Annotated in this window: 24 protein-coding genes and 1 pseudogene; 9 read left to right on the top strand and 16 right to left on the bottom strand. The window is 60.8% G+C overall.

Annotated elements, in window-relative coordinates; all coding sequences use genetic code 11:
* Nucleotides 1-112 precede the first annotated feature (112 nt).
* The gene (locus ACUN0G_RS08280) at nucleotides 113-1,321 is read left to right on the top strand and encodes an ammonium transporter (RefSeq protein ID WP_258344543.1); all 1,209 of its coding nucleotides are present in this window, start codon (nucleotides 113-115) and stop codon (nucleotides 1,319-1,321) included.
* Here ACUN0G_RS08280 and ACUN0G_RS08285 read toward each other — a convergent pair.
* Nucleotides 1,308-3,029 carry a cation:proton antiporter gene (locus ACUN0G_RS08285; RefSeq protein WP_421553340.1) on the bottom strand — a complete coding sequence of 574 codons (1,722 nt, stop codon included), beginning with the start codon at nucleotides 3,027-3,029 and terminating at the stop codon, nucleotides 1,308-1,310. The genes ACUN0G_RS08280 and ACUN0G_RS08285 overlap by 14 nt on opposite strands.
* 141 nt (nucleotides 3,030-3,170) lie before the next feature.
* Here ACUN0G_RS08285 and ACUN0G_RS08290 point away from each other — a divergent pair, with 141 nt between their 5' ends.
* The 3 genes and pseudogenes from ACUN0G_RS08290 to ACUN0G_RS08300 all read left to right on the top strand — a co-directional run.
* Nucleotides 3,171-3,407: a glutaredoxin family protein gene (locus tag ACUN0G_RS08290; RefSeq protein ID WP_445573096.1), complete on the top strand. Its 237-nt coding sequence runs from the start codon at nucleotides 3,171-3,173 to the stop codon at nucleotides 3,405-3,407.
* 74 nt (nucleotides 3,408-3,481) lie between these two features.
* On the top strand, nucleotides 3,482-3,817 hold the full coding sequence (locus ACUN0G_RS08295) for a hypothetical protein (protein ID WP_003209087.1): 336 nt from the start codon (nucleotides 3,482-3,484) through the stop codon (nucleotides 3,815-3,817).
* Nucleotides 3,818-3,887: 70 nt separating this feature from the next.
* A pseudogene (locus tag ACUN0G_RS08300) lies at nucleotides 3,888-4,763 on the top strand (pseudouridine synthase); the annotation flags it as partial.
* Nucleotides 4,764-4,828: 65 nt separating this feature from the next.
* Here the strand turns inward: ACUN0G_RS08300 and ACUN0G_RS08305 are convergent.
* Nucleotides 4,829-5,050, bottom strand: coding sequence for a YgdI/YgdR family lipoprotein (locus tag ACUN0G_RS08305; RefSeq protein ID WP_258344546.1), 222 nt, complete (start codon nucleotides 5,048-5,050; stop codon nucleotides 4,829-4,831).
* 80 nt (nucleotides 5,051-5,130) lie between these two features.
* Nucleotides 5,131-5,733 (bottom strand): molybdenum cofactor guanylyltransferase MobA, encoded by a 603-nt coding sequence (gene mobA / locus ACUN0G_RS08310; RefSeq protein ID WP_421525781.1) that lies wholly within the window; start codon nucleotides 5,731-5,733, stop codon nucleotides 5,131-5,133.
* A 75-nt stretch (nucleotides 5,734-5,808) separates the two neighbouring features.
* Here mobA and moaB point away from each other — a divergent pair, with 75 nt between their 5' ends.
* Nucleotides 5,809-6,348, top strand: coding sequence for a molybdenum cofactor biosynthesis protein B (moaB, locus tag ACUN0G_RS08315; protein WP_003209092.1), 540 nt, complete (start codon nucleotides 5,809-5,811; stop codon nucleotides 6,346-6,348).
* Nucleotides 6,332-7,558: a molybdopterin molybdotransferase MoeA gene (locus tag ACUN0G_RS08320; protein WP_445573097.1), complete on the top strand. Its 1,227-nt coding sequence runs from the start codon at nucleotides 6,332-6,334 to the stop codon at nucleotides 7,556-7,558. The genes moaB and ACUN0G_RS08320 overlap by 17 nt, the downstream gene beginning before the upstream one ends.
* 123 nt (nucleotides 7,559-7,681) lie before the next feature.
* On the opposite strand, the gene ACUN0G_RS08325 is transcribed toward ACUN0G_RS08320, so the two are convergent.
* The 5 genes from ACUN0G_RS08325 to minC form a co-directional block, all read right to left on the bottom strand.
* On the bottom strand, nucleotides 7,682-8,971 hold the full coding sequence (locus ACUN0G_RS08325) for a M18 family aminopeptidase (protein ID WP_087694780.1): 1,290 nt from the start codon (nucleotides 8,969-8,971) through the stop codon (nucleotides 7,682-7,684).
* Nucleotides 8,972-9,143: 172 nt separating this feature from the next.
* A complete protein-coding gene (locus ACUN0G_RS08330) occupies nucleotides 9,144-9,779 on the bottom strand; it encodes an RluA family pseudouridine synthase (protein WP_008432172.1) in 636 nt (211 codons plus the stop codon).
* A gap of 191 nt (nucleotides 9,780-9,970) precedes the next feature.
* Nucleotides 9,971-10,225: a cell division topological specificity factor MinE gene (gene minE / locus ACUN0G_RS08335; protein ID WP_003175252.1), complete on the bottom strand. Its 255-nt coding sequence runs from the start codon at nucleotides 10,223-10,225 to the stop codon at nucleotides 9,971-9,973.
* Between the two features lie 3 nt (nucleotides 10,226-10,228).
* On the bottom strand, nucleotides 10,229-11,041 hold the full coding sequence (minD, locus tag ACUN0G_RS08340; RefSeq protein ID WP_003209098.1) for a septum site-determining protein MinD: 813 nt from the start codon (nucleotides 11,039-11,041) through the stop codon (nucleotides 10,229-10,231).
* 200 nt (nucleotides 11,042-11,241) lie between these two features.
* Nucleotides 11,242-11,979: a septum site-determining protein MinC gene (minC, locus tag ACUN0G_RS08345; protein ID WP_017479977.1), complete on the bottom strand. Its 738-nt coding sequence runs from the start codon at nucleotides 11,977-11,979 to the stop codon at nucleotides 11,242-11,244.
* 118 nt (nucleotides 11,980-12,097) lie between these two features.
* Between minC and ACUN0G_RS08350 the strand changes: the two genes are divergently transcribed.
* A complete protein-coding gene (locus tag ACUN0G_RS08350) occupies nucleotides 12,098-13,033 on the top strand; it encodes a lipid A biosynthesis lauroyl acyltransferase (protein WP_445573098.1) in 936 nt (311 codons plus the stop codon).
* Nucleotides 13,034-13,065: 32 nt separating this feature from the next.
* Nucleotides 13,066-14,217 (top strand): patatin-like phospholipase family protein, encoded by a 1,152-nt coding sequence (locus ACUN0G_RS08355; RefSeq protein ID WP_445573099.1) that lies wholly within the window; start codon nucleotides 13,066-13,068, stop codon nucleotides 14,215-14,217.
* A gap of 139 nt (nucleotides 14,218-14,356) precedes the next feature.
* Here ACUN0G_RS08355 and ACUN0G_RS08360 read toward each other — a convergent pair whose 3' ends face one another.
* The 8 genes from ACUN0G_RS08360 to puuE form a co-directional block, all read right to left on the bottom strand.
* Nucleotides 14,357-15,142, bottom strand: coding sequence for an outer membrane protein OmpK (locus ACUN0G_RS08360; RefSeq protein WP_258344551.1), 786 nt, complete (start codon nucleotides 15,140-15,142; stop codon nucleotides 14,357-14,359).
* Nucleotides 15,139-15,534: a hypothetical protein gene (locus ACUN0G_RS08365; protein WP_421553336.1), complete on the bottom strand. Its 396-nt coding sequence runs from the start codon at nucleotides 15,532-15,534 to the stop codon at nucleotides 15,139-15,141. Before ACUN0G_RS08365 ends, ACUN0G_RS08360 begins: the two co-directional genes overlap by 4 nt.
* A 43-nt stretch (nucleotides 15,535-15,577) precedes the next feature.
* Nucleotides 15,578-16,930 (bottom strand): nucleobase:cation symporter-2 family protein, encoded by a 1,353-nt coding sequence (locus ACUN0G_RS08370; RefSeq protein WP_445573100.1) that lies wholly within the window; start codon nucleotides 16,928-16,930, stop codon nucleotides 15,578-15,580.
* Between the two features lie 187 nt (nucleotides 16,931-17,117).
* Entirely contained in the window at nucleotides 17,118-18,419 is a 1,302-nt protein-coding gene (locus ACUN0G_RS08375) for a urate hydroxylase PuuD (protein WP_087694785.1), read from the bottom strand.
* Nucleotides 18,420-18,469: 50 nt separating this feature from the next.
* Nucleotides 18,470-18,973 carry an ureidoglycolate lyase gene (locus ACUN0G_RS08380; RefSeq protein ID WP_017479983.1) on the bottom strand — a complete coding sequence of 168 codons (504 nt, stop codon included), beginning with the start codon at nucleotides 18,971-18,973 and terminating at the stop codon, nucleotides 18,470-18,472.
* A gap of 152 nt (nucleotides 18,974-19,125) precedes the next feature.
* Nucleotides 19,126-20,121 carry an allantoicase gene (alc, locus tag ACUN0G_RS08385; protein ID WP_063032007.1) on the bottom strand — a complete coding sequence of 332 codons (996 nt, stop codon included), beginning with the start codon at nucleotides 20,119-20,121 and terminating at the stop codon, nucleotides 19,126-19,128.
* 80 nt (nucleotides 20,122-20,201) lie between these two features.
* Nucleotides 20,202-20,717 (bottom strand): 2-oxo-4-hydroxy-4-carboxy-5-ureidoimidazoline decarboxylase, encoded by a 516-nt coding sequence (gene uraD, locus ACUN0G_RS08390; protein ID WP_445573101.1) that lies wholly within the window; start codon nucleotides 20,715-20,717, stop codon nucleotides 20,202-20,204.
* Complete coding sequence (gene puuE, locus ACUN0G_RS08395; protein WP_445573102.1) at nucleotides 20,714-21,640, bottom strand: allantoinase PuuE; 927 nt, start codon at nucleotides 21,638-21,640, stop codon at nucleotides 20,714-20,716. The genes uraD and puuE overlap by 4 nt, the downstream gene beginning before the upstream one ends.
* 459 nt (nucleotides 21,641-22,099) lie before the next feature.
* On the opposite strand from puuE, the gene uraH reads away from it, so the two are divergent.
* On the top strand, nucleotides 22,100-22,453 hold the full coding sequence (gene uraH, locus ACUN0G_RS08400; protein WP_445573103.1) for a hydroxyisourate hydrolase: 354 nt from the start codon (nucleotides 22,100-22,102) through the stop codon (nucleotides 22,451-22,453).
* Nucleotides 22,454-22,468 lie beyond the last annotated feature (15 nt).

A 22,468-nucleotide genomic window follows, 5' to 3' on the forward strand; every position in this document is an offset into this window, starting at 1 on the left:
CGGTTCACGGCCTCAAAAGAAGGTCGAGCCCTTGGTGCCAATTTAGTGCGCGTCATGAAGGTCATGAACTGCTTTGGTGCTTTTTCCTGCATGTGCAGGCCTGCCATCCTCCATGGAAAATTTGCAAAGCGCGGTGGACACCCTCGTCCACAGTTCCAACACGCTGTTCATCCTGATTGGTGCGGTCATGGTCCTGGCCATGCACGCCGGCTTTGCCTTCCTGGAAGTCGGCACCGTGCGCCAGAAGAACCAAGTCAATGCCCTGTCGAAAATCCTCAGTGACTTCGCCATCTCCACATTGGCTTATTTCTTTATAGGCTATTGGATCTCCTACGGCGTGACCTTCATGCAACCGGCGGCGGTGATCAGCGCCGACCACGGCTACGGCCTGGTGAAATTCTTCTTCCTGCTGACCTTCGCCGCAGCGATCCCGGCGATCATTTCCGGGGGGATTGCCGAGCGTGCACGTTTTGCGCCGCAACTGTGCGCCACCGCGTTGATCGTAGCCTTCATCTACCCGTTTTTCGAAGGCATGGTGTGGAATGGCAATTACGGGCTGCAAGCCTGGTTGCTGGCCAGCTTCGGCGCGAGCTTCCATGACTTTGCCGGCAGCGTGGTGGTGCACGCCATGGGCGGCTGGCTGGCACTGGCGGCGGTGTTGCTGCTCGGCCCACGCCAGGGACGTTATCGGGAAGGGCGCCTGGTGGCGTTTGCGCCGTCGAGCATTCCATTCCTCGCGTTGGGCTCGTGGATTTTGATTGTCGGCTGGTTCGGCTTCAACGTCATGAGTGCGCAAACCCTGTCGGGGGTCAGCGGGCTGGTGGCGGTCAACTCGTTGATGGCGATGGTCGGCGGCACCGTGGCGGCATTGGTCATCGGGCGTAACGACCCAGGCTTCTTGCACAACGGTCCGCTGGCCGGGCTGGTCGCGATCTGTGCCGGCTCCGACCTGATGCACCCGGTGGGCGCACTGGTGACTGGCGCAGTGGCGGGCGGCTTGTTCGTCTGGTTCTTTATCGCGGCCCAGGACCGCTGGAAGATCGATGATGTGCTGGGTGTATGGCCGCTGCACGGGCTGTGTGGTGTGTGGGGCGGGATTGCCTGCGGGATCTTCGGCCAGACCGCCCTGGGTGGTTTGGGCGGCGTGAGCCTGATCAGCCAGTTGATCGGCACCGCGCTGGGTGTGGTGGTAGCCCTGGCCGGCGGCTTCCTGGTGTATGGGGTGATTAAGCGCGTTTACGGCCTGCGCTTGAGTCAGGAAGAGGAGTATTACGGCGCGGACTTGTCGATCCACAAGATTGGGGCGGTCAGTCAGGATTGAGGGGCGTGTCACCTTCGCTATGGTTGAAGCCCTGTAGCAGCTGATAGCGGCTCTGGCGCACCTCATCCACGCGGTCCTTCACCTGCTGGTCCGACAACCCCAGCAGGATAAGCGCGTGGGAGGCGAGCATCAGGCTCGACTCCAGCAACTCGGGGACCACTTCCGTGGCGCCGGCGGCTTTCAGTTCGGCCAGTTGACTGTCGTCGCGGGTGCGTACCAGGATCGGGACGTTCGGGTTGATCCGCCGTGCTTCGTTGAGCACGGTCAGGGCGACGTCGCTGTTGTCCACCGCGATCACCACCAGGCGCGCACGCTCCAGGCCGACGGCGCTGAGCAGGGCGCCACGGCGGCAGTCGCCGTAGTGCACGGCGCTGTCTTCGGTGGAGGCTTCCTGGACCCGCTCCGGGTCGTCATCCAGGGCGATGAAGGCTTGCTGTTCGCGGTGCAGGAAGCGCCCGATGGACTGGCCAACCCGGCCATAACCGCAGATCACCGCGTGGCCTCGCAGCTCGGCGTTGAGGGCGGTGATCTCTTCAAGCTGCACTTGCTGATTGGGCTTGCGGTGCAAGCGCAGGGCAATCGCGGGTGCCGCCCTGAGCAGCAGTGGCGTCAGCAGCATCGAGCAGAACGTGGCGGCCAGCAGCAGGCCGCTGATGTCGGCGGGCATCAGGCGGCTCTGCTGCATTTGCGCCATCAAGGCGAAACAAAACTCACCGCCCTGGGCCAACGCCAAGCCGCTGCGCCAGGCGGTTTCGCCGTCGCTGCCGCGCAGTTGCACCAGCAGCGCGACGACGCAGCCTTTGATCAGCATCAGGGTGAGGGTCAGGCCAAGAATCAACAGGCTGTGGCTGATAAACAATTGCAGGTCGATCAGCATGCCGATGCTGACAAAAAACAGTCCCAGCAGGATGTCGCGAAACGGTCGGATATCGGCTTCGATCTGATGACGGTAGTGGCTTTCTCCCAGCAGCATGCCAGCGAGAAAGGCGCCAAGGGCCGGGGACAGGCCCAGCAGGTGCGTCAGCCAGGCGGTGAGCAGCACAATCACCAGTGCCAGCAGCACGAACAACTCGGCCGAATGGGACGCCGCCACCTCACGGAACAAACGCGGCAGTAACCAGCGGCTGGCCAGCAGCAGGCCGAGGAACAGCACCACGGTTTTGCCCAGGGTCAGTGGCAATGCCCAGTACCAGGCTTGCTCGCTGTTACCGGCGAACACTGGCACCAGGGTCAGCAGCAATACGGCCACTACATCCTGGAACAGCAATACTCCAATCGCATTCTGGCCATGGCTGCTGAAGATTTCGCCAAGGCTGGTCAGCTCCTTGCTGACGATGGCGGTAGACGACAACGCCAGTCCAGCACCGAGCAACAGCGCGGTCGTCGGCGACAGGCCGAACAGTGCCAGCAAACCGCCCAGCAGCAACCCGCAGCACAGTACCTGCAGGCTGCCCAAGCCAAACACCACCCGGCGCAGGCTGAGCATTTTGCTCAGGGAAAACTCCAGGCCCAGGGAAAACAGCAGGAACACCACACCCAGTTCGGCAAGGTCTGGCAACTCTTCGCTGTCGTTGACCCAATCGAGCGCGGTGGGGCCTACGGCCAGGCCCACACACAGATAGCCCAGTACCGGTGGCAGTTGCAGGCGACGAAACAACGCAATCACCACCAGGGAGGAGGCCAGGATAATCAGCAGGTTGGCAAACACGTGCAGCTCCATTGCAGGTATTACGGGAAAAAAGTCGCGAGAGTCGCTGAATCAGTTATACGCCATGCTGATCTGGGTCAGGCTTTTGCAGTGCCCCGACGCTGTTAGAATAGGCACCTGATTCTTCTCGGACCCTTTGCCATGCTTCCTGAATGTCAGTTGTTCGGCACCTTGGGCTGCCATCTTTGCGAGATTGCCGAAGCGGAAATCATACCGTTGGTCGAACACGGCCTGCTGGTGGAGTTGGTGGATATCGCCGATTCCGAGGCCTTGTTCGAAGCCTACGGCCTGCGGATTCCGGTGCTGCGCCGGGTGGACACGGGCGCCGAGCTGGACTGGCCGTTTGATCAAGCGCAGGTGGTGAGCTTTCTCCTCTAGCACTCGGCGATGGCGAGCTGTCGATTATTCGGTTACTGTATGTTTGTACAGCGATTGAATGAGAGGGAATGCCCGTGGTGAATGTTGAACAACTGAAAAGCAGCGTCAATCGCATGTCTGCCGACGTCGTGCGCGACGCGGTGAACGAGCTGCGCCTCGATGGCCTGGTCACGGAAGGCAAGACGCCCTTTAACAAAGTGCACTTCAATACCTGCTTTGCCGAGATCGAGGCGCTGTTTCAGCGTGCCGGTTATCACAAGCAGTTGGATGTGGTGGGCTATCAGGGCTTGCTGTATGCGCTTTACGACCCGGGCCGCTGGGAAGCGGTGGATGTGCTGCGCTGGCTCAAGGAATTCACCGAGGCAGCCAGTGCGTCGCCGGTGCTGCGCGCGGAATTGGCCAAGGCTTGAATCTGTGCTGGGCCTGATCCGGCCGCATGCGGGATAATGCCCGCCTGTATGTCCTGCGTTGAGCCTGCCCATGTCCGTTTTTTCCGCTGCCCAGCATCAAGCCAGCACCTTGTACCTGCCGCCGGGCGCCTGGGCCACCGTGCTGGATTGCCTGTGTGAGCACTTTCCGGCCATCAGTCGCGAACAATGGCTGGATCGCGTCGCCAGGGGGCGGGTGCTGGACATCAATGGCGCTCCCATCAGTCTGGATCTCGCCTACCGCGAAGGCCTGTGCATCTACTACTTTCGCGAAGTGCCGAACGAGAAAGTGATCCCGGTGCAGGAGACCATCCTCTACGCCGATGAACACCTGGTGGTGGCCGACAAGCCGCACTTCCTGCCGGTCACGCCTGCCGGTGAATACGTCGAGCAGACCCTGTTGCGGCGTTTGATCCGTCGCCTGGACAACCCGGCCCTGGTGCCGCTGCATCGCATCGATCGGCATACCGCCGGGCTGGTGCTGTTTTCGGCAAACCCGCAGACGCGCTCGGCGTATCAACAGCTGTTTCCCACGCGCAAGATCGACAAGTTCTACGAAGCCATTGCTCCGGCATTACCTGGGTTGGTCTTTCCGCTGGTGCACAAAAGCCGGCTGGTGGATGGCGAGCCGTTCTTTCGCATGCAGGAAGGCGAGGGGGCGAGCAATACCGAGACGGCCGTCGAGGTGCGGGAAAAGAATGGCGACCTGTGGCGCTATGGTCTGTTTCCGGTGACCGGCAAGAAACATCAGTTGCGGGTGCACATGACGGCGTTGGGCGCGAGTATCTGCAACGATCCGTTCTACCCTGACGTCATCAAGGATGCGCAGGACGACTACGCCAACCCACTCAAGCTGCTGGCCCAAGGCGTGCGTTTCATCGACCCGGTCACCGGTCTGGAGCGAAACTTTCGCAGCGAGATCACCCTGACTGGTAAACCCCAGGCACGAAAAAGCCCGCATTACGCGGGCTTTTTCGTATCTGGCGTTAAGACTTACAGGTCTTTAACGGTGCGAACCTGATCCTTGTTGATCCGGGTTTGCTTACCATCCAGCTGTTGAAATTCATAGAAGCCGGTGGCTTTGTCGAAACTTGGAGTGTCGACGGCCTGGATTTCGCGACCGTCATTCAGGGTGATCACTGTAGGCGAGGCGCAACCGGCAAGGGTAGCGAGGCCCAGTGCAAGCATGAGAGCGGCGATGGTCCGTTGAGTCATGAGTTTGTCTCCGAGAGAATGCTTTGTTGAGTACTGACCTTGTGACGTGTGCAACGTCGGCAAAGTTCCTTGTTCGACGTTCATTCTGACACGCTGGGCGGGCGGTGCAACAACTCCGGTGTATTGAGGTTGGCCAGGCGTGGGTCGTCGGCGGGGCAATCCAGGGCCAGCGCCCCCAGCGCCTGCATGATCCGGCGCGGGCTGCGCTCGCCGGCGGCCCAGGCCTCATCGAACCGCTCGCGCAGGCGCGTCGGTATGACGCAGAGCAGTGGCTCCCAGAAATCGCCGTGGCGCACCATCACCGGCAACAACGGATGTTGCTGCGCCGTGCTGCGCAGGCCGGCGAGCAATCGCGCGTCGATCTGCGGCACATCGCACGGCAATACCAGCAGATGCCCATGCTGCGCCACCGCCAGTCCTGCGCGAATGCCAGCCAGTGGCCCGGGGAAATCCGGGCTGTCATCGCCAACCAATTGATCGGCGTAGGCCGCGTACTGTGGCTGGTTGCGATTGCAGGAGATGATCAGGTCGTCGGTCAAAGGCCGCACCAGACGATGCAGGTGCGCAATCAACGGCTGGCCGTGCCAGTCGAGCAGGCCCTTGTCGAGGCCACCCATGCGCTGGCCACGGCCGCCGGCCAGCAACAGCACGGAGCAGGGCAAAGGGGAAGAATGGCTTGGCATGGCGGCTCCTGCGGGCAGTGAAACGGGGGGCTGTGATATAACATCGGGCTGTTCCTTCGACAACCGGACCGAGCCATGAAAGCCAAGGCTGATGCGCCCTTTGTACCCCTGAATATTGCTGTATTGACGGTCAGTGATACCCGCACCCTGGAAACCGACACCTCGGGCCAGGTCTTCGTCGACCGCCTGACCGCCGCCGGCCACCTGCTGGCCGAGCGCGTGTTGCTTAAAGATGATCTGTACAAAATCCGTGCGCAAGTGGCGCACTGGATTGCCGAAGACGTGGTGCAAGTGGTGTTGATCACCGGCGGCACCGGCTTTACCGGCCGTGACAGCACCCCGGAAGCGGTGAGCTGCCTGTTGGATAAACAGGTGGACGGTTTCGGCGAACTGTTCCGGCAAATCTCCGTGGCCGATATCGGCACCTCCACCGTTCAGTCCCGCGCCCTGGCTGGCCTGGCCAATGGCACCCTGGTGTGCTGCCTGCCGGGCTCCACCAACGCGGTGCGAACCGGTTGGGACGGGATTCTCGCCGAGCAACTGGATAACCGTCACCGCCCGTGCAACTTCGTCCCGCACCTGAAGCAGGCCGAGCCCTGTGAATCCCGTGGGTAAGCCGGGCAAGACCGGTGCGTTGATGCCGGTAGAAGACGCCCTCGAACAACTGCTGGCGATGGCCGAGGCAGCGCCGATTCGTGAGCAGGAAACGTTGCCGTTGGCCGAGTGTGACGGTCGCGTGCTGGCCCAGGCGCTGATCTCGACCCTGGACTTGCCGCCCTGGCCCAACAGCGCCATGGACGGTTACGCCCTGCGCCTGTCGGACTGGACCGGCGAGCCATTGGTGGTCAGCCAGCGCATTTTCGCAGGCACGGCACCGGAGCCTTTGGCCGCCGGCACCTGTGCGCGAATCTTCACCGGTGCCCCGGTACCGGAAGGCGCGGACTGCGTTGAGATGCAGGAAAACGCCGTGGTCCACCCCGATCAGCGGGTGAGCTTCACCGAAGCGTTGCAGGTGGATCAAAACATCCGTCCCCAAGGCCAGGAAACCACGGTGGGCGAACTGGTGTTGCCTGCTGGTACACGTCTTGGCCCGATCGAGTTGGGCCTGGCGGCTTCGCTGGGTCGTGATCGGCTGGAGGTGGTGCGAAGCGCCCGCGTGGCCGTGCTGTCCACCGGCGACGAGTTGATTGAACCGGGCCTGCCGCTGGGGCCCGGGCAGATCTACAACAGCAATCGCCGGGTGCTGTGCAGCTGGCTGGAGCGCCTGGGCTGTGAAGTGGTGGACGCCGGGATCCTGCCGGATGACCTGGAACAAACCCGCGAACGCCTGGGCGCGCTGGGCTCGGTGGACCTGATTCTGTCCACCGGCGGTGTGTCGGTGGGCGAGGCGGATTTTCTCGGGATTGCACTGCGGGAAGAGGGCGAGCTGGCGCTGTGGAAGCTGGCGATCAAGCCGGGCAAGCCGCTGACGTTCGGGCATTTCCGTGGTGTACCGGTGATCGGTTTGCCGGGCAATCCGGCATCGACCCTGGTGACCTTTGCCTTGCTGGCGCGGCCCTACCTGTTGCGCCGTCAGGGCGTGGAAGACGTGCAGCCGTTGCGCATTGAAGTGCCGGTGGGGTTTGTCTGGGCCAAGCCGGGGAATCGCCGTGAGTATCTGCGCGGGCGGCTGGAGCAGGGCAAGGCGATCATCTACCGCAACCAGAGCTCGGGTGTGCTGCGCAGTGCGGCGTGGGCTGAAGGTTTGGTAGAGGTGCTGGAAGGGACGACGCTGGAGATCGGTGATCGGGTCAACTTCATTCCGTTGAGTGAAGTTCTGAACTGATCTCCCCCACTGTAGGAGCGAGCTTGCTCGCGAAAAACCAGAGAACACCGCGTGCATCCAGGATGCCCACGTTATCGTTGGCGATTTTCGCGAGCAAGCTCGCTCCTACAGGAGGTCAGACGATCAAGGCAAATCACGACTCGCGTAAAACGCACTCAACACCTTCACCAGGTGCGCCAGGTCGTGGCTGCCGCACAGCTCGCGAATCGAGTGCATGGCAAACGTCGGCAAGCCGATATCCACGGTGCGCACGCCCAGGTGGCTGGCGGTGATCGGGCCAATGGTCGAGCCGCAACCCATGTCGCTGCGAACCACAAAGCTCTGCACCGGCACTTCTTCGGCCATGCACAGGTGGCGGAAGAACCCGGCGGTTTCGCTGTTGGTGGCGTAGCGCTGGTTGCTGTTGACCTTGATGACCGGGCCGGCATTGAGTTTCGGGCCGTGGTTGGCGTCGTGCTTCTCGGCGTAGTTGGGGTGCACGCCGTGGGCGTTGTCGGCAGACACCAGCAGCGACTTCTGGATAGTGCGTACGAACTCATCACCCTCGGGCAGCAGGCGACGCAGGGTTTGCTCCAGCATCGGGCCGTCGGCACCGCAGGCGGAGCACGAGCCGACTTCTTCGTGGTCGTTGCACACCAGCACGCAGGTTTCGTCGGTTTCGGCGGTGAGCAGGGCTTGCAGGCCGGCGTAGCACGACAGCAGGTTGTCGAGGCGGGCGCCGGCGATAAAGTCGCCGTTGAGGCCAATCACCGCGGCGCTCTGGGTGTCGTAGAAGCTCAGCTCATAGTCGAGCACCACGTCGGCGTTCAAACCGTGTTCACGGGCCAGTTGTTCGGTAAGCACCGCGCGGAAGTCCACACGCTCGTCACCGGCAAATTGCGCGAGGATCGGCGGCAGCTCGGTCTGGGCATTGATTGCCCAACCCTGGTTGGCTTCTCGGTTCAGGTGAATGGCCAGGTTGGGGATGATCGCGATGGGCAGCTTGAAGTCGATCAACTGGCTTTCTACCTTGCCGTCACGGCGGAAGGTCACGCGGCCGGCCAGGGACAGATCGCGGTCGAACCAAGGCGCCAGCAGCGCGCCGCCGTACACTTCCACACCCAGTTGCCAGAAGCCCTGGCGTTGCAGTTCAGGCTGTGGCTTGACCCGCAGGCACGGGCTGTCGGTGTGGGCACCGACCAGGCGAATACCGCCTTGCAGGGGCGAGTGGCGGCCGAGTTTGAAGGCGATGATCGAGGAGTCGTTGCGGGTGACGTAGTAGCGACCGTTGGCCTCGGTGGCCCAGGTCTCGCGCTCGTCGAGACGCTGGAAACCGGCTGCTTCCAGGCGCTGTGCAAGGGCGGCGGTGGCATGGAATGGGGTAGGGGAGGCCTTGAGGAAGTCGATCAGGCCTTGGTTCAACTCTTCGCGCATAAGTAGCTCCAGACAGCAATGGCGCGAGTTTACCGTCCGACGGGATAAGTGCACAGAACAAATGTGGGAGCGGGCTTGCTCGCGAATGCGGTGTGTCAGTTGCTGAATGAGCTAACTGATCCACCGCATTCGCGAGCAAGCCCCGCTCCCACATTTTAATTGCGTTTACAGGTTAAAACGGCGCGGGGCACTCGAAGCGCAGGCGCTCGCCGCTCTGGGGATGGGTGAAGCTCAACATGCTGGCGTGCAGGCACAGGCGCGGCCAGGCAGCCAAGGCCTGCTCATGGGCGTACAAGCCATCGCCCAACAACGGATGCCCGATGGACAGCATGTGCACACGCAGTTGATGTGAACGGCCGGTGATCGGCGTCAGCTCAACCCGGCACCAGTCGCCGCATCGTTCCAGGACTTTCCAGAAGGTCAGCGCGTTCTTGCCGAACTCGTGGTCCACCACGTGCCGTGGCTTGGTCGGCGGGTCGTAGCGCAATGGCAAGTCGATGCTGCCGCTGTCCAGTTCCGGTTGGCCCCAGCAGAGTGCGGTGTAGGCTTTTTCGGTTTCCCGGTCATGAAACTGGCGCGACAGTTCACGGTGGGTGTCGGCGTCGCGGGCCAGCAGGATGATGCCCGACGTTTCCCAGTCCAGGCGATGGACGATGCGGGCTTCGGGGTAGCCGTTTTCCTGCAGGCGGGTGATCAGGCAGTCCTTGTTGTCGTCGGCGCGACCGGGCACCGAGAGCAGCAGGGTAGGCTTGTTCACCACCAGGACAGCAGCGTCCTGATGAAGGATGTGGACATTGGACAACGGCATTAAAACAGCCTCGTAACAAACGCCAACGGCGGCTGGGTTGCCGAAGTTCCTGTAGGAGCGAGCTTGCTCGCGAAAGACTCAAGAACAACACGCTCATTCAGGATGAGCGCGTTATCGTTAACGTCCTTCGCGAGCAAGCTCGCTGCTACAGAAGCCCAGTAACCGAGCCGCCGTGGCGACCGCCTTTTCGATCAACGATCAGGCAGGGTGATATTGAGTTCCAGAATCGAGCAGCTGCCGTCATTTTCCAGGGCGACATGCACGTCATCGTTACCGATATTGACGTACTTGCGGATCACCTCCACCAGTTCCTTCTGCAAGGCTGGCAGGTAATCCGGGGTGCTGCGTTGGCCGCGTTCGTGCGCCACGATGATCTGTAGACGCTCTTTCGCTACCGACGCGGTACTTGGCTTTTTGTTGGCGCGAAAGAAGTCGAGAAATTTCATTGTTTAGTTGCCTCCAAAGATACGCTCGAAGAATCCCTTCTTCTTAACATCGAGGAAGCGATGTTCCACGGTCTTGCCCAGCAAGCGATCAACTGCATCGCTGTACGCCTGGCCGGCGTCGCTCTGGTCGTCAAGAATCACCGGCACACCTTGGTTGGATGCCTTCAGGACGGCCTGGGATTCCGGGATCACACCCAGCAGGGTCACGGCGAGGATTTCCTTGACGTCTTCAACGCCGAGCATTTCGCCGTTGCTGACGCGCTCAGGGTTGTAGCGGGTCAGCAGCAGGTGTTCCTTGATCGGGTCTTCACCTTTCTCGGCGCGCTGGGACTTGCTGGCCAGCAGGCCGAGCATGCGGTCCGAGTCACGTACCGACGACACTTCCGGGTTGGTCACGACGATGGCTTCGTCAGCGAAGTACATCGCCAGGTGAGCGCCGGTTTCGATACCCGCCGGGGAGTCGCACACTACGTATTCGAAGGTTTCCTTCAGTTCGGCGAGGACTTTGCCTACGCCTTCCTTGGTCAACGCATCTTTGTCGCGGGTCTGGCTGGCGGCCAGCACGTACAGGTTCTCAAGGCGCTTGTCCTTGATCAGGGCCTGTTGCAGGTTGGCTTCGCCGTTGACCACGTTGACGAAGTCGTACACCACGCGGCGTTCGCAGCCCATGATCAGGTCGAGGTTACGCAAGCCGACGTCGAAGTCGACGATGACTGTCTTGTGGCCGCGCAGAGCGAGGCCGGTACCGATAGCGGCGCTGGTGGTGGTCTTACCCACACCACCCTTGCCGGATGTAACCACGAGAATCTTGGCCAAGGTGTTTCACCCCTAAGGAAAAAGGACGTTCAGTCCCTGAAAAACATCTCTTGATACTCGCTGCAGGCGGACAGCCTTTGTAGGAAAAAGATGTGGTTTCCGTAGGGGAAACGCCAGCTTTCAATTATTCCTACACAAGTATTGCCGGTTTCGCTGTGCTATCAGAGTCTAGAGATGCTTGGAAAATGCGGCAGTATCCGTTAAAGACGGATGATGTTCAACACATCGCCCGACAGGCTGACTTGTACCCCGGCCCCCCACAGCGGATCGCGGCGCAAATCTTCCGAAACCTTGTACTGGCCTGCGATGGACACTAGCTCAGCGGTCAACTGCTGGCAAAAAATACGGGCCTTGGTGTCACCCTTTATGCCGGCCAGTGCACGACCGCGCATGGGGCCGTATACATGGATGTTTCCGTCGGCAAGAAGTTCCGCCCCCGGGCTTACCGGGGCGATGACCACAAGGTCGCCACCCTGGGCGTAAATCTGCTGTCCGCCCCGGACGGGAGAGGTGATGATCTTTGTCGGCTTGACCGTCGGCTCCGGCGGTTTCTCGGGTTTTTTCTTCTCTTCGCCGACCAACGGGTCAAGCGGACGCTCGCGAGCACCCGACGGCGGCAGTACTGGCAGTTCAATAGCGATCGCCGCGGCAATGTCTTCGATGCGGCTGGCACGAATCGCCAGGGTGCGCAGGCCATGCTGGCGGCACACACGCATCAACCCGGGCAAGTCGACAGCGCCCTGGCCGGCCGGGAGTTTGTCCAGGGCCAGTACCAGCGGCGCATTGTTGAAGAAGTTCGGCGCCAGGGCGACCTTGGCGGCGAGCTGGCGGTCCAGGGCGTCAAGGTCATTGCGGGCCAGTTCCAGCACGGTAATGGCGAGCATGCTGCCTTTCAACTGGAACACGGGATCTTGGTCTAGCGGTTCGGTTTGGCTCATGGTCGGCAAAGCGGCTTGTCACGAAAAGTGTCGAGACTTATAACGAGAACATCCGCTAGCCGCAAGCCGGGTCGAACCGTTGTAGAATGCGCGGCCGTTGTCTTTACCGGAATCTTTAATGGATCGCCCGCGTTTTCGAGCTGTATTTTTTCACCCGCGTTTCTGGCTGCTATGGCTGGGGCTCGGTTTGCTGTGGCTGGTTGTGCAGTTGCCGTACCGGGCTTTACTGGGGATTGGCCGTGTCCTGGGTGCGGGAATGTACCGGGTGGCCGGTGAACGTCGACGCATTGCCGCGCGAAACCTGGAACTGTGCTTCCCGGAAAAATCCGCCAAAGAACGAAAACATTTGCTCAAGGAAAACTTTGCCTCCACCGGCATCGCTTTTTTCGAGATGGCCATGAGCTGGTGGTGGACCCAGCCGCGCCTCGCGCGCCTGGCGCATGTCGAAGGGCTGGAGCACCTCAAGCAGGCTCAGTTGGAAGGCAAGGGCGTGATCCTCATGGCCCTGCATTTCACCACCCTGGAAATCGGCGCCGCCTTGCTCGGGCAGAAGCACACCATCGACGGCATGTACCGCGAACACGGCAACCCGTTGTTCGATTTCGTCCAGCGCCGAGGCCGCGAGCGGCACAACCTTGATTCCCTGGCCGTAGAGCGTGAAGACGTGCGCGGCATGCTCAAGCTGCTGCGGGCCGGCCGTGCAATCTGGTACGCACCGGACCAGGACTACGGCGCCAAGCAAAGTATCTTTGTGCCGTTGTTCGGTATTCAGGCCGCCACCGTCACTGCCACCAGCAAGTTCGCACGCCTGGGCAAGGCGCTGGTAGTGCCGTTCACCCAGGAGCGCCTGGCCGACGGCAGCGGTTATCGCCTGGTGATCCATCCGCCGCTGACCGACTTCCCGGGTGAATCCGACGAGATCGACTGCCTGCGCATCAACCAGTGGGTCGAGGCTTCCGTGCGCGAGTGCCCCGAGCAATACCTGTGGACCCACCGCCGCTTCAAGAGCCGGCCACCGGGTGAGCCTAAGCTGTACGAAAAACGCCGTCATTGATCTGAAGTCCCCAAGCACCCTGGAGTGATGCAATGCGCCCAGCTGAACCGGTCACAGGCTTGATTCTTTCCGGCGGCGGGGCGCGGGCCGCCTATCAGGTGGGGGTATTGGCGGCGATTGCCGAGCTGTTGCCGCCGGGGGCCGCCAATCCGTTTCCGGTGATTGTCGGCACCTCGGCCGGGGCGATCAATGCGGTGAGCCTGGCCAGTGGCGCCATGGACTTTACCGCCGCCATCCAGCGCCTGACCGCCTTCTGGCAAGGCTTTCGCAGTCACCTGGTGCTGCGCAGTGACTGGCCCGGAGTGATCAGCCAGGCCAGTCGTTTCCTTATCCACAGCCTGCTGGGGATGGGTGCGCAGGTGCCAGTGGCGCTGCTCAACAGTTCGCCGCTGCGGGATCTGTTGCGTGACAAGCTGCACCTGGAAGGTATCAACGAGGCGATCCGCCACAAACACCTGCATGCGGTGGCCGTCACCGCTTTCGGATACGAGTCCGGGCAAGCCGTGACCTTTTATCAGGGCGGCGGCACCATCGACGCCTGGCTGCGCCATCGGCGTATCGGCATTCCCACCCAACTGACCGTTGAACACCTGCTGGCCAGCTCGGCGATTCCGTTGCTGTTTGCGCCGGTCAAACTCGATCAGGAATATTTTGGGGACGGTGCAGTGCGGCAATCGGCACCGATCAGTCCCGCGCTGCACCTGGGAGCCAGCCGGGTGCTGGTGGTGGGCGTCAGTGGCAACCCGCGCGGCAACGACCCTTCGAACCCGGCACGGACCTTCACCGGCCAGGAGCCGACTTTGGCGCAGATCGGTGGGCACATGCTCAACAGCACGTTCATCGACAGCCTGGAAAGTGATATTGAATTGCTTGAGCGCCTGAACCAGTTCAGTCATGTGTTGCCTGCCGATGCGGCGATACAGGGTTTGGCGCCGGTAGAGGTGCTGGTGATCGCACCAAGCCAGCCGATCGACGAAATCGCGGCGCGTCATCGTCAGGAATTGCCGGCGGCATTGCGCCTGTTTCTGCGTGGGCCGGGGGCGACCAAAACGAGCGGGGCGGGCGTGCTCAGTTACCTGCTGTTCGAGGCGGGGTATTGCAGCGAATTGATCGAACTGGGAAGGCGGGATGCGCTGGCCAAGCGCGAAGAGTTGCAGCGGTTTCTAGGCCTGACACCGAACTAAATGTGGGCGCGGGCTTGTGTGGGAGCGGGCTTGCTCGCGAATGCGCAGTGTCAGTCAGCAAAGTAAGTCACTGACCCACCGTATTCGCGAGCAAGCCCGCTCCCACATAAACCGATTCCACAGGGGATAGGCGGTGTGGTTAGAAGTGGTACTTCACCAGCAAACTCGCCGTATCCTGATTAGTCTCGAACGCGCCGCTGTCCTGGATCCCGTACTTGTTCTTCCAGTAGTCGTATTCGATACCGACATACAGCTGCTTGTCGCCCCAATGCAGCGCCTTGCCCAGGTCATATTTGATCTGTGGGTTGAAGTGCAGGTTGGCGTGGTAAGTGCCACGGGCGTTCTTGTCGTTATCCACGACCCAGTCCATAAAGCCGTCGATCAGCACATTGGAGTTGCCCACCGGGATTGTGTACGACCACACCGGTGTGATCTGCCACACACCATCACCCGGGCGATTGCCTTCGGTCTGGCGCTGGTAGAAGTTCAGCTGGAAGTAGTCGAAGCCAGGGATTGCCAGGTCGAAGCCCGGGCCGAGCAAGTACGACTCGTTGTCGCCTTCGCCGAACTCGTAGGTGAACGCCAGCAACACGTCCTTGATCGGGCCGAACGACAAGTCTTTGTCGAAGATCTTGCCGAACGACAAGCGTGGGCTGAACTCGCCGTAGTAAGTACTTGGGCCGACATTGCCGTCTTCCTTGCCGTTGTAAAAGATGCGGTCGAGGAAGAAGAAGTTGTCGCCGTACTTCCACGCATCGGCGTGTTCGAAGGTCACGGTTTGCTGGATCTGCGGGTTAACGGTGAAGTTCTTGCCCCACAGATAAGTCAGGCTGTTGTTCTGCCACTGCAGCAGATCACCGGCCATGGCCTGGCCCCCGGCCAGCAGGGATCCCGCCAGCATCAGGCTGTTCACAGTACGTTTCATTCGGTTGCTCCCGAGGTAAAGGTTTCTGGTTTTTTTTCTAAGCGGACGCTCTGGTGTGGCGTCTTTTTGCTTGCCGCAAAAATCGTCTGTTCGGTCAGCTTTAATGCTTTTAGCAAGAGCTGCGCCAAGGTGTTTAAAAAGCCAAAAAATCCCCGTCGGCTGTGATGAACACAGTCGAATTCGGAGAGTTTTTGCACACGTTGGCTGCGGACTTGGGGCCCGGATAAGTTGGCCTTGCAGTCAGCTTTTACATTCGCTGTTTTTTTTTGAGTCGATTTGAGCGGGCGCCGAGAATACTGACTCCGAGGCCGGTGCTCAAGTGCGCCGTTACAGCGCGCGCGGGGCGAGAATGGGGCACGGCGCGTGGCCGGCCCCGGGTGAATGGCGTGCATGGTGTATTCCCTGATCGTTATTGTTTTTGTTGTGACGCAGGAATCAATGTGGGTGTGCGTGAGCGCTTGCGGCCGCGCGTTCGGCGCCGCCCAGAATGTTGAACAAGAGGTTCAGCGACAGCGCGCTGAGGGTGGCCATGGCGATGCCGCTGTGAGTGATCGGGCTCATCCACAGCGGCAACTGTGCAAAGAACTCGGGACGTACGACCGGGATCAAACCCATGCCGATACTCACCGCCACCAGCAACTGGTTACGGCGGTCGGCGATGTCGGCTTCCTGGAGGATCTTGATCCCGGTGGCCGCCACCATGCCGAACATGGCAATCGCCGCGCCGCCCAGCACTGCGGGCGGAATCGACGCTACCAAGTACGCGGCCTTGGGCAGCAGGCTCAGCACAATCAGAAACGCCCCGGCCATGATCGTTACCGAGCGGCAGCGCACACCGGTCATCTGCACCAGGCCGATGTTTTGCGCGAACGAGGAGTGGGTAAAAGTGTTGAAGAAGCCGGCAAAAAACGACGCGCCGGCATCACACAACAGGCCACGACGCAGCATCTTCGGCGTGACTTCCTGGCCGGTGATCTTGCCCAGGGCGAGGAACATCCCGGTGGACTCGACGAAGATAATCACCACCACCAGGCACATCGACAGAATCGGCGCCAACTCGAACTTCGGCATGCCGAAATGCAGCGGCGTCACCACTTGCACCCACGGTGCCTGGGCCAGGCCGCTGAGGTCGACCATGCCGATCATCCCGCACAACCCATAGCCGAGGGCCATGCCGATCAACACTGAGATATTCACCCAGAAGCCGCGCATGAAACGGTTGATCAGTAGGATGGTGGCCAGCACCAGCGCGGCAATCGTCAGGTAAATCGGTGAGCCGAACGTGGACGCCGCCGCGCCGCCGCCGGCCCAATTGACCGCGACGGGAAACAGCGAAAGACCAATGGCGGTGATCACGGTACCGGTCACCAGCGGTGGAAAGAAGCGCACGACCCTGGACATGAACGGCGCGATCAGCATGCCGAAAAAGCCGGCGGCGATGGTCGCGCCGAAGATCCCTTGCAGGCCGATGCCGGGCATGCCCGCCATGGCGACCATGCTGCCGACTGCGGCGAAACTGGCACCCATCATCACCGGCATGCGAATGCCCACCGGGCCGATGCCGAATGACTGGACCATGGTTGCGATGCCCGCCACCAGCAGGTCGGCGTTAATCAGGAAGGCGATTTCTTCACGGCTCAAGCCTGCGGCCTGGCCGATAATCAAAGGCACGGCGACGGCGCCGCCGTACATCAGCAAGACGTGTTGCAGGCCTACCAGAATCAGTTGCAAGAGGGGCAGCCGCACCATGGCGGGCGCGGCAAGAGTCTGCGTTTCTAGCTGGGACATGCAACACCTCGGATCTTTTTATTGTTGTGTTGTTCGGCATTCAATTGCCGGTAGAGCTGCCCTTGATCCCTGTAGGAGCGAGCTTGCTCGCGAAGGTCGTCAACGATAACGCGCGCATCCAGGTTGAGCGCGTTGGCCTTGAGCTTTTCGCGAGCAAGCTCGCTCCTACAGGGGAGGGGGCCGATGATTAATTGGTACGCGCCCCCTGAGTGATCCAGGTGCCAATCAAGTCCCGTTCCTGCTGGGTCATCTGGGTGATATTGCCCAGCGGCATGATCTGGCTGGCCACGGCCTGTGCCTGGATGCGCGGGGCCATTTGCTGGATCTGCTGCGGCGTATCAAACATCACCCCGGCCGGTGCGGTGCTGAACAGCGGGCTTGTCGGCTTGGCCGAATGGCACACTGCGCAGCGCTCCTGAATCACCCCATGGACCTTGTCAAAATCAATCGAGGCCTGGGCCGGTGCTGCTTCGGCAGGCGCCGGTGCAGGTGCCGCGGGTGCAGCCGGTTTAAGCCCGCCACCCAGCGCCGTTTCCGGCAACGGCTGGTACTCGATGGCCGCCGGTGCCTTGGCCACATCCGGTGCAGTCGCCACCGGTTTTGGGCCGGTCACGTAGGCCAGGCAAATCATCGCCAGTGCGCCCACCGGCAAGGTCCAGGCATATTTCTGGCTGTTGTGACGGGTGTTGAAGTAGTGACGCACCAACACCGCCGCCACCGCGATACCTGCGAGGATCAGCCAGTTGTATTGGCTGCCGTAGGTGCTCGGGAAGTGGTTGCTGATCATGATGAACAGCACCGGCAAGGTGAAGTAGTTGTTATGACGCGAACGCAGCAAACCCTTGGCCGGCAGTGCCGGGTCGGGTGTGCGGTTTTCGGCGATGGCCGCCACCAGCGCACGCTGGGCCGGCATGATGATGCGGAACACGTTGCCCACCATGATGGTGCCGATCACGGCGCCCACATGCAGGTACGCACCACGGCCGCTGAACACTTTGCTGAAGCCGTACGCAGCGGCAATCAACAGCACGAACAGGATCAGGCCGAGCAGGGCAGGGCGCTTGCCCAGTGCCGAGTCGCACAGAAAGGAGTAGATGAACCAGCCGGCCAGCAGCGAGCCGAGGCCCAGCAACACACCTTCCGGACCGCTGAGGCTGCTGCCCGGGGCCAGCAGGTACAAGGTCGGGTTGGCGTAGAACACCACGCACAGCAGCGCGATGCCGGACATCCAGGTGAAATAGGCTTCCCATTTGAACCAGTGCAGGTTGTCCGGCATGGTCGGCGGGGCCAGTTTGTATTTTTCCAGGTGGTAGATACCGCCACCGTGGATCGCCCACAAGTCACCGGCGAGGCCGTCCTTGGGGTTGACGCGGTTGAGGTTGTTTTCCAGCCAGACGAAGTAGAACGAAGCGCCGATCCAGGCGACGCCAGTGATCATGTGAACCCAGCGCACGCTCAGGTTCAGCCATTCCATCAAATGTGCTTCCACAGTCTTTACCTCTCGCCTGTCACTCTGTCGTCGAGTGATCAGACCTTCTCTTATTGGTGGGGGGCGAGGATCAACCGCTCATCCTCTTTAAAAAAATGCTCATCGCAGTTATTGCCTGTGCCACTGCGATCAACCACCAGGAAGTCATCCCGCTTTTCGATCGTCAGCACCGGGTGGTGCCAGACGCCGCGATGGTAATTAATGCCCTGCCTGCCGTTGGTAACGAAGGCGCGGACCAAGCCCGATACAGGTTCATCGCCAAGTGGCGCGACCACGATCAGAAAGGGGTTGCCGAGCAGCGGTATGAAAGCCTGGCTGCCCAGCGGGTGTCGTTCCAGCATGCACACGGTCAGCGGCATGTCCTGCGCGTCGGCGCGGAAGATGCTGATGATCGCGTTATCTTCTGGCGTGGCGGTTTGCACTGTCGCCAGTTTATGAAAGCGCATGGTCGACCCGTTGTTGATCATGAAGTGATCGCTGCCATCGGTTTCGATAACGTCTCCGAAAGGGGCGAAGGCTTCTTTGGTCAGGGGTTCGATCATCAGTGTGCGCATGGCTGTCTTCTTATCCGGATTCTGTGTTGGATCGTTCCCACGCTCTGCGTGGGAACGCCGCCCTGGACGCTCTGCGTCCGCTCTTGTGACGCAGAGCGTCACGGTATGCATTCCCACGCAGAGCGTGTGAACGATCGGGTCAGGTTCACCGCTTACTTCGAGACCTTACCGAGAACCCGCAGGCGGCTCACACCACCATCCGGGAACACATTCAGACGAATGTGGGTGATCGGGCCCAGTGCCTTGATCTGCTCGGCAAACGTGTGTTCAGCGTGCATTTCCAGTTTCTGCGCCGGCAGCAGTTCGCGCCAGAACAGCGATTGGGTTTCGATCTGGCTGTCGGTGCCGCCCTTCACGAATGCGCCCTGGATCGAGCAGGTGTCCGGGTAGTTGCCCTTGAAGTGCAGGGTGTCGACCACGATCTTCTCGATCTCGCCCGGGTGGCCCAGTGCGACGATCACCCAGTCATTGCCCGGCGTACGACGACGTGCGGTTTCCCAGCCGTCGCCCATGTTGATGCCACGGCCCGGGTTGAGGATGTTGCTCATGCGCCCGAAGTGTTCATCGGAGCAGGCCAGTGCGCGGCCGCCGTTCAATGCAGCAGCCAGGTCCACCTGTTCGTTGTCGCCCACCGCCGACCAGTCGCGGAACGGAATGCCGTACACACGCAGACGGGCCACGCCACCGTCCGGGTAGATGTTGAAGCGCAGGTGGCTGAAGGCCTGGTCGTTGTTGATCTCGTGGAAGTGATGGCTGTTGCCTTGCAGCTCCACAGCCGACAGCACTTCAACCCATTGGGTGTTGTCATCCGGCTCGCCGGACGCCAGGAAGCAGGCTTCCAGGGACGCCGATGGCGGGAAGTTGCCGGTGAAGAATGAAGTGTCGATGTCCACGCCTTTGATCGAACCCGGTACGCCCAGGCGGATCACCGCGCTGTCGTAACCTTCGAAGCGCTTGCGGCGCGACTCCCAGCCGTCCATCCACTTGCCGTTGTCATCGAAAACGCCCTCCTTCCACACGGCCGGGGTCGGCTGGAACAGGCGGTTGGCGTCGGCGAACCAGTCATCGGTGACAGAGATGATCTTGGTGCCCAGGCGGGCGTCGGCCAGGTTGACGAACTTCTCGAAAGGTACGGCGTAAGCTTTCATTCTTCTTGTCTGCCTTAAAGTAAGTGGCTTGGGATGCTCGCCAGGCCCTGGGCGTTCATGAACCGCTCGGGCCAGGTCTGCTAAAGGGTCAGTAATCGGAACAACGCGATTTTATTGATCTCGGCCAGCGCGCATTTGAACTCGGCTTCCACCGAGTGGTGAATGCGCGTTTCAAACGCTTTGATGATCTGATGCCGGTTGCTGCCTTTTACCGCCATGATGAAGGGAAACTTGAACTTGGCCTTGTAGGCGTCGTTCAGCTCGGTGAAGCGAGAAAACTCTTCGGCCGTGCATTGGTGAATACCGGCGCCAGCCTGTTCATTAGTGCTGGCTTCGGTCAACTGGCCCTGGACGGCCGCTTTGCCCGCCAGGTCCGGGTGAGCGTTGATCAGGGCCAGTTGGCTTGCGTGATCGGCGCTCAATAGGATGTCGCTCATGCGCTGGTGCAGGGTTTCGATCTCGTCGATCGAAGCGTCCTGGCCCAGGTCGAAGGCCTTTTCGGCCACCCATGGCGAATGTTCGTAGATGTCGGCGAAGGCTGCGACGAATTCGTCGCGGCTCAGGGTCGAGGGTTTCAAGGTCTGGAACGCTGTCATTTGGCGGCTCCCTGGAAAGGGTGTACGTCATGCCAGTGACGGGCGATGTCGACGCGGCGGGTGAACCACACCTGGTTATGGCCCTTGGCGTATTCGATAAAACGCTTGAGGGCGGCCAGGCGTGCCGGGCGGCCAATCAGGCGGCAGTGCAAGCCGATGGAGAGCATCTTCGGTGCTTCCGCGCCTTCGGCATACAGCACATCGAACGCGTCTTTCAGGTATTCGAAAAAGTCGTCGCCCTTGTTGAAACCCTGGACCTGGGTGAAGCGCATGTCGTTGGTGTCCAGGGTGTAGGGGATCACCAGGTGCGGCTTGCCGGTCGGGTTGTTGGGTTCCCAGTAGGGCAGGTCATCGTCGTAGGTGTCACAGTCGTAGAGGAAACCGCCTTCCTCCATCACCAGCCGCCGGGTGTTGGGACCGGTGCGCCCGGTGTACCAGCCCAGTGGGCGTTCACCGGTGAGTTCGGTGAGGATGCGGATCGCTTCGAGCATGTGCTCGCGCTCCTGGGCCTCGTCCATGTATTGGTAGTCGATCCAGCGGTAGCCGTGGCTGCAGATCTCGTGGCCGGCGGCGACCATCGCGCGGATCACGTCCGGGTGGCGCTGGGCGGCCATGGCCACGGCGAAGATGGTCAGCGGGATATCGAATTCCTTGAACAACTTGAGGATGCGCCACACACCGGCCCGGCTGCCGTATTCGTACAGCGATTCCATGCTCATGTTGCGCTCGCCTTGCAGCGGTTGCGCCGAGACCATTTCGGACAGGAAGGCTTCCGACTCTTTGTCGCCGTGCAAGATGTTGCGCTCACCACCTTCTTCGTAGTTGAGTACGAACGACAGGGCGATACGGGCCTTGCCTGGCCAGTGTGGGTGAGGAGGGTTACTGCCGTAACCGATCAGGTCGCGTGGGTAGTCAGCGCTCACTGCAGTCTTCCTTCTTGTTCGTGGTAGCGGTGTGTGTGGCGGCCGGGCAGCGGAAAGACTGGGTGGCGTCACAACGATGACTGATTGTATACAACTTAGTGTGCACTTTGTAAGCCTGTATTTCTGCATTTTTTCCGCAGGGTCTTTGCAGAATAGCACTGCAAGAAACCTGCCTGACTGGTCAGCTAAATTGAAAAAAACCTCCTTCACTGTAGGAGCGAGCTTGCTCGCGAAAAACCTGAGAGCGCCTCGTTAACCCTGAAGCGCTGCGTTATCGTTAACGATCTTCGCGAGCAAGCTCGCTCCTACAGTATCGGCGTCAGCAACGGAAAGCGGGTTTGTTGAATTTATTGTGTACAATTTTTTTGAAAAGTGTCTTAATCAGCCATCGCCGGCTTTTTCAGTGACCTGAAAAGGTGCGGTCTTTCACTTACTGACTTCGGGAGGCGCGCAGACGCTATGGGACGTTTGACCACACACGTATTGGACGCCGCGCATGGCTGCCCAGGAAGCGCGATCAAGGTTGAGTTGTACCGTGTCGAGGGCACACAGCTTGAGCTGGTGGTCAGCACCCTGACCAACAACGACGGCCGCTGCGATGCACCTCTGCTGCAGGGCGATGACTACCGCAGCGGTGTCTATCAGTTGCAGTTCAGCGCCGGTGATTACTACCGCGCCCGCGGTGTGCAGCTGCCCGAACCCGCGTTTCTCGATGTGGTAGTGCTGCGCTTCGGCATCAGTGCCGAACAGGATCACTACCACGTGCCTTTGCTGATTTCGCCTTACAGCTACTCCACCTATCGCGGTAGCTGAGTCGTCACCTCGCTT

Source organism: Pseudomonas sp. 32A (assembly GCF_052682255.1).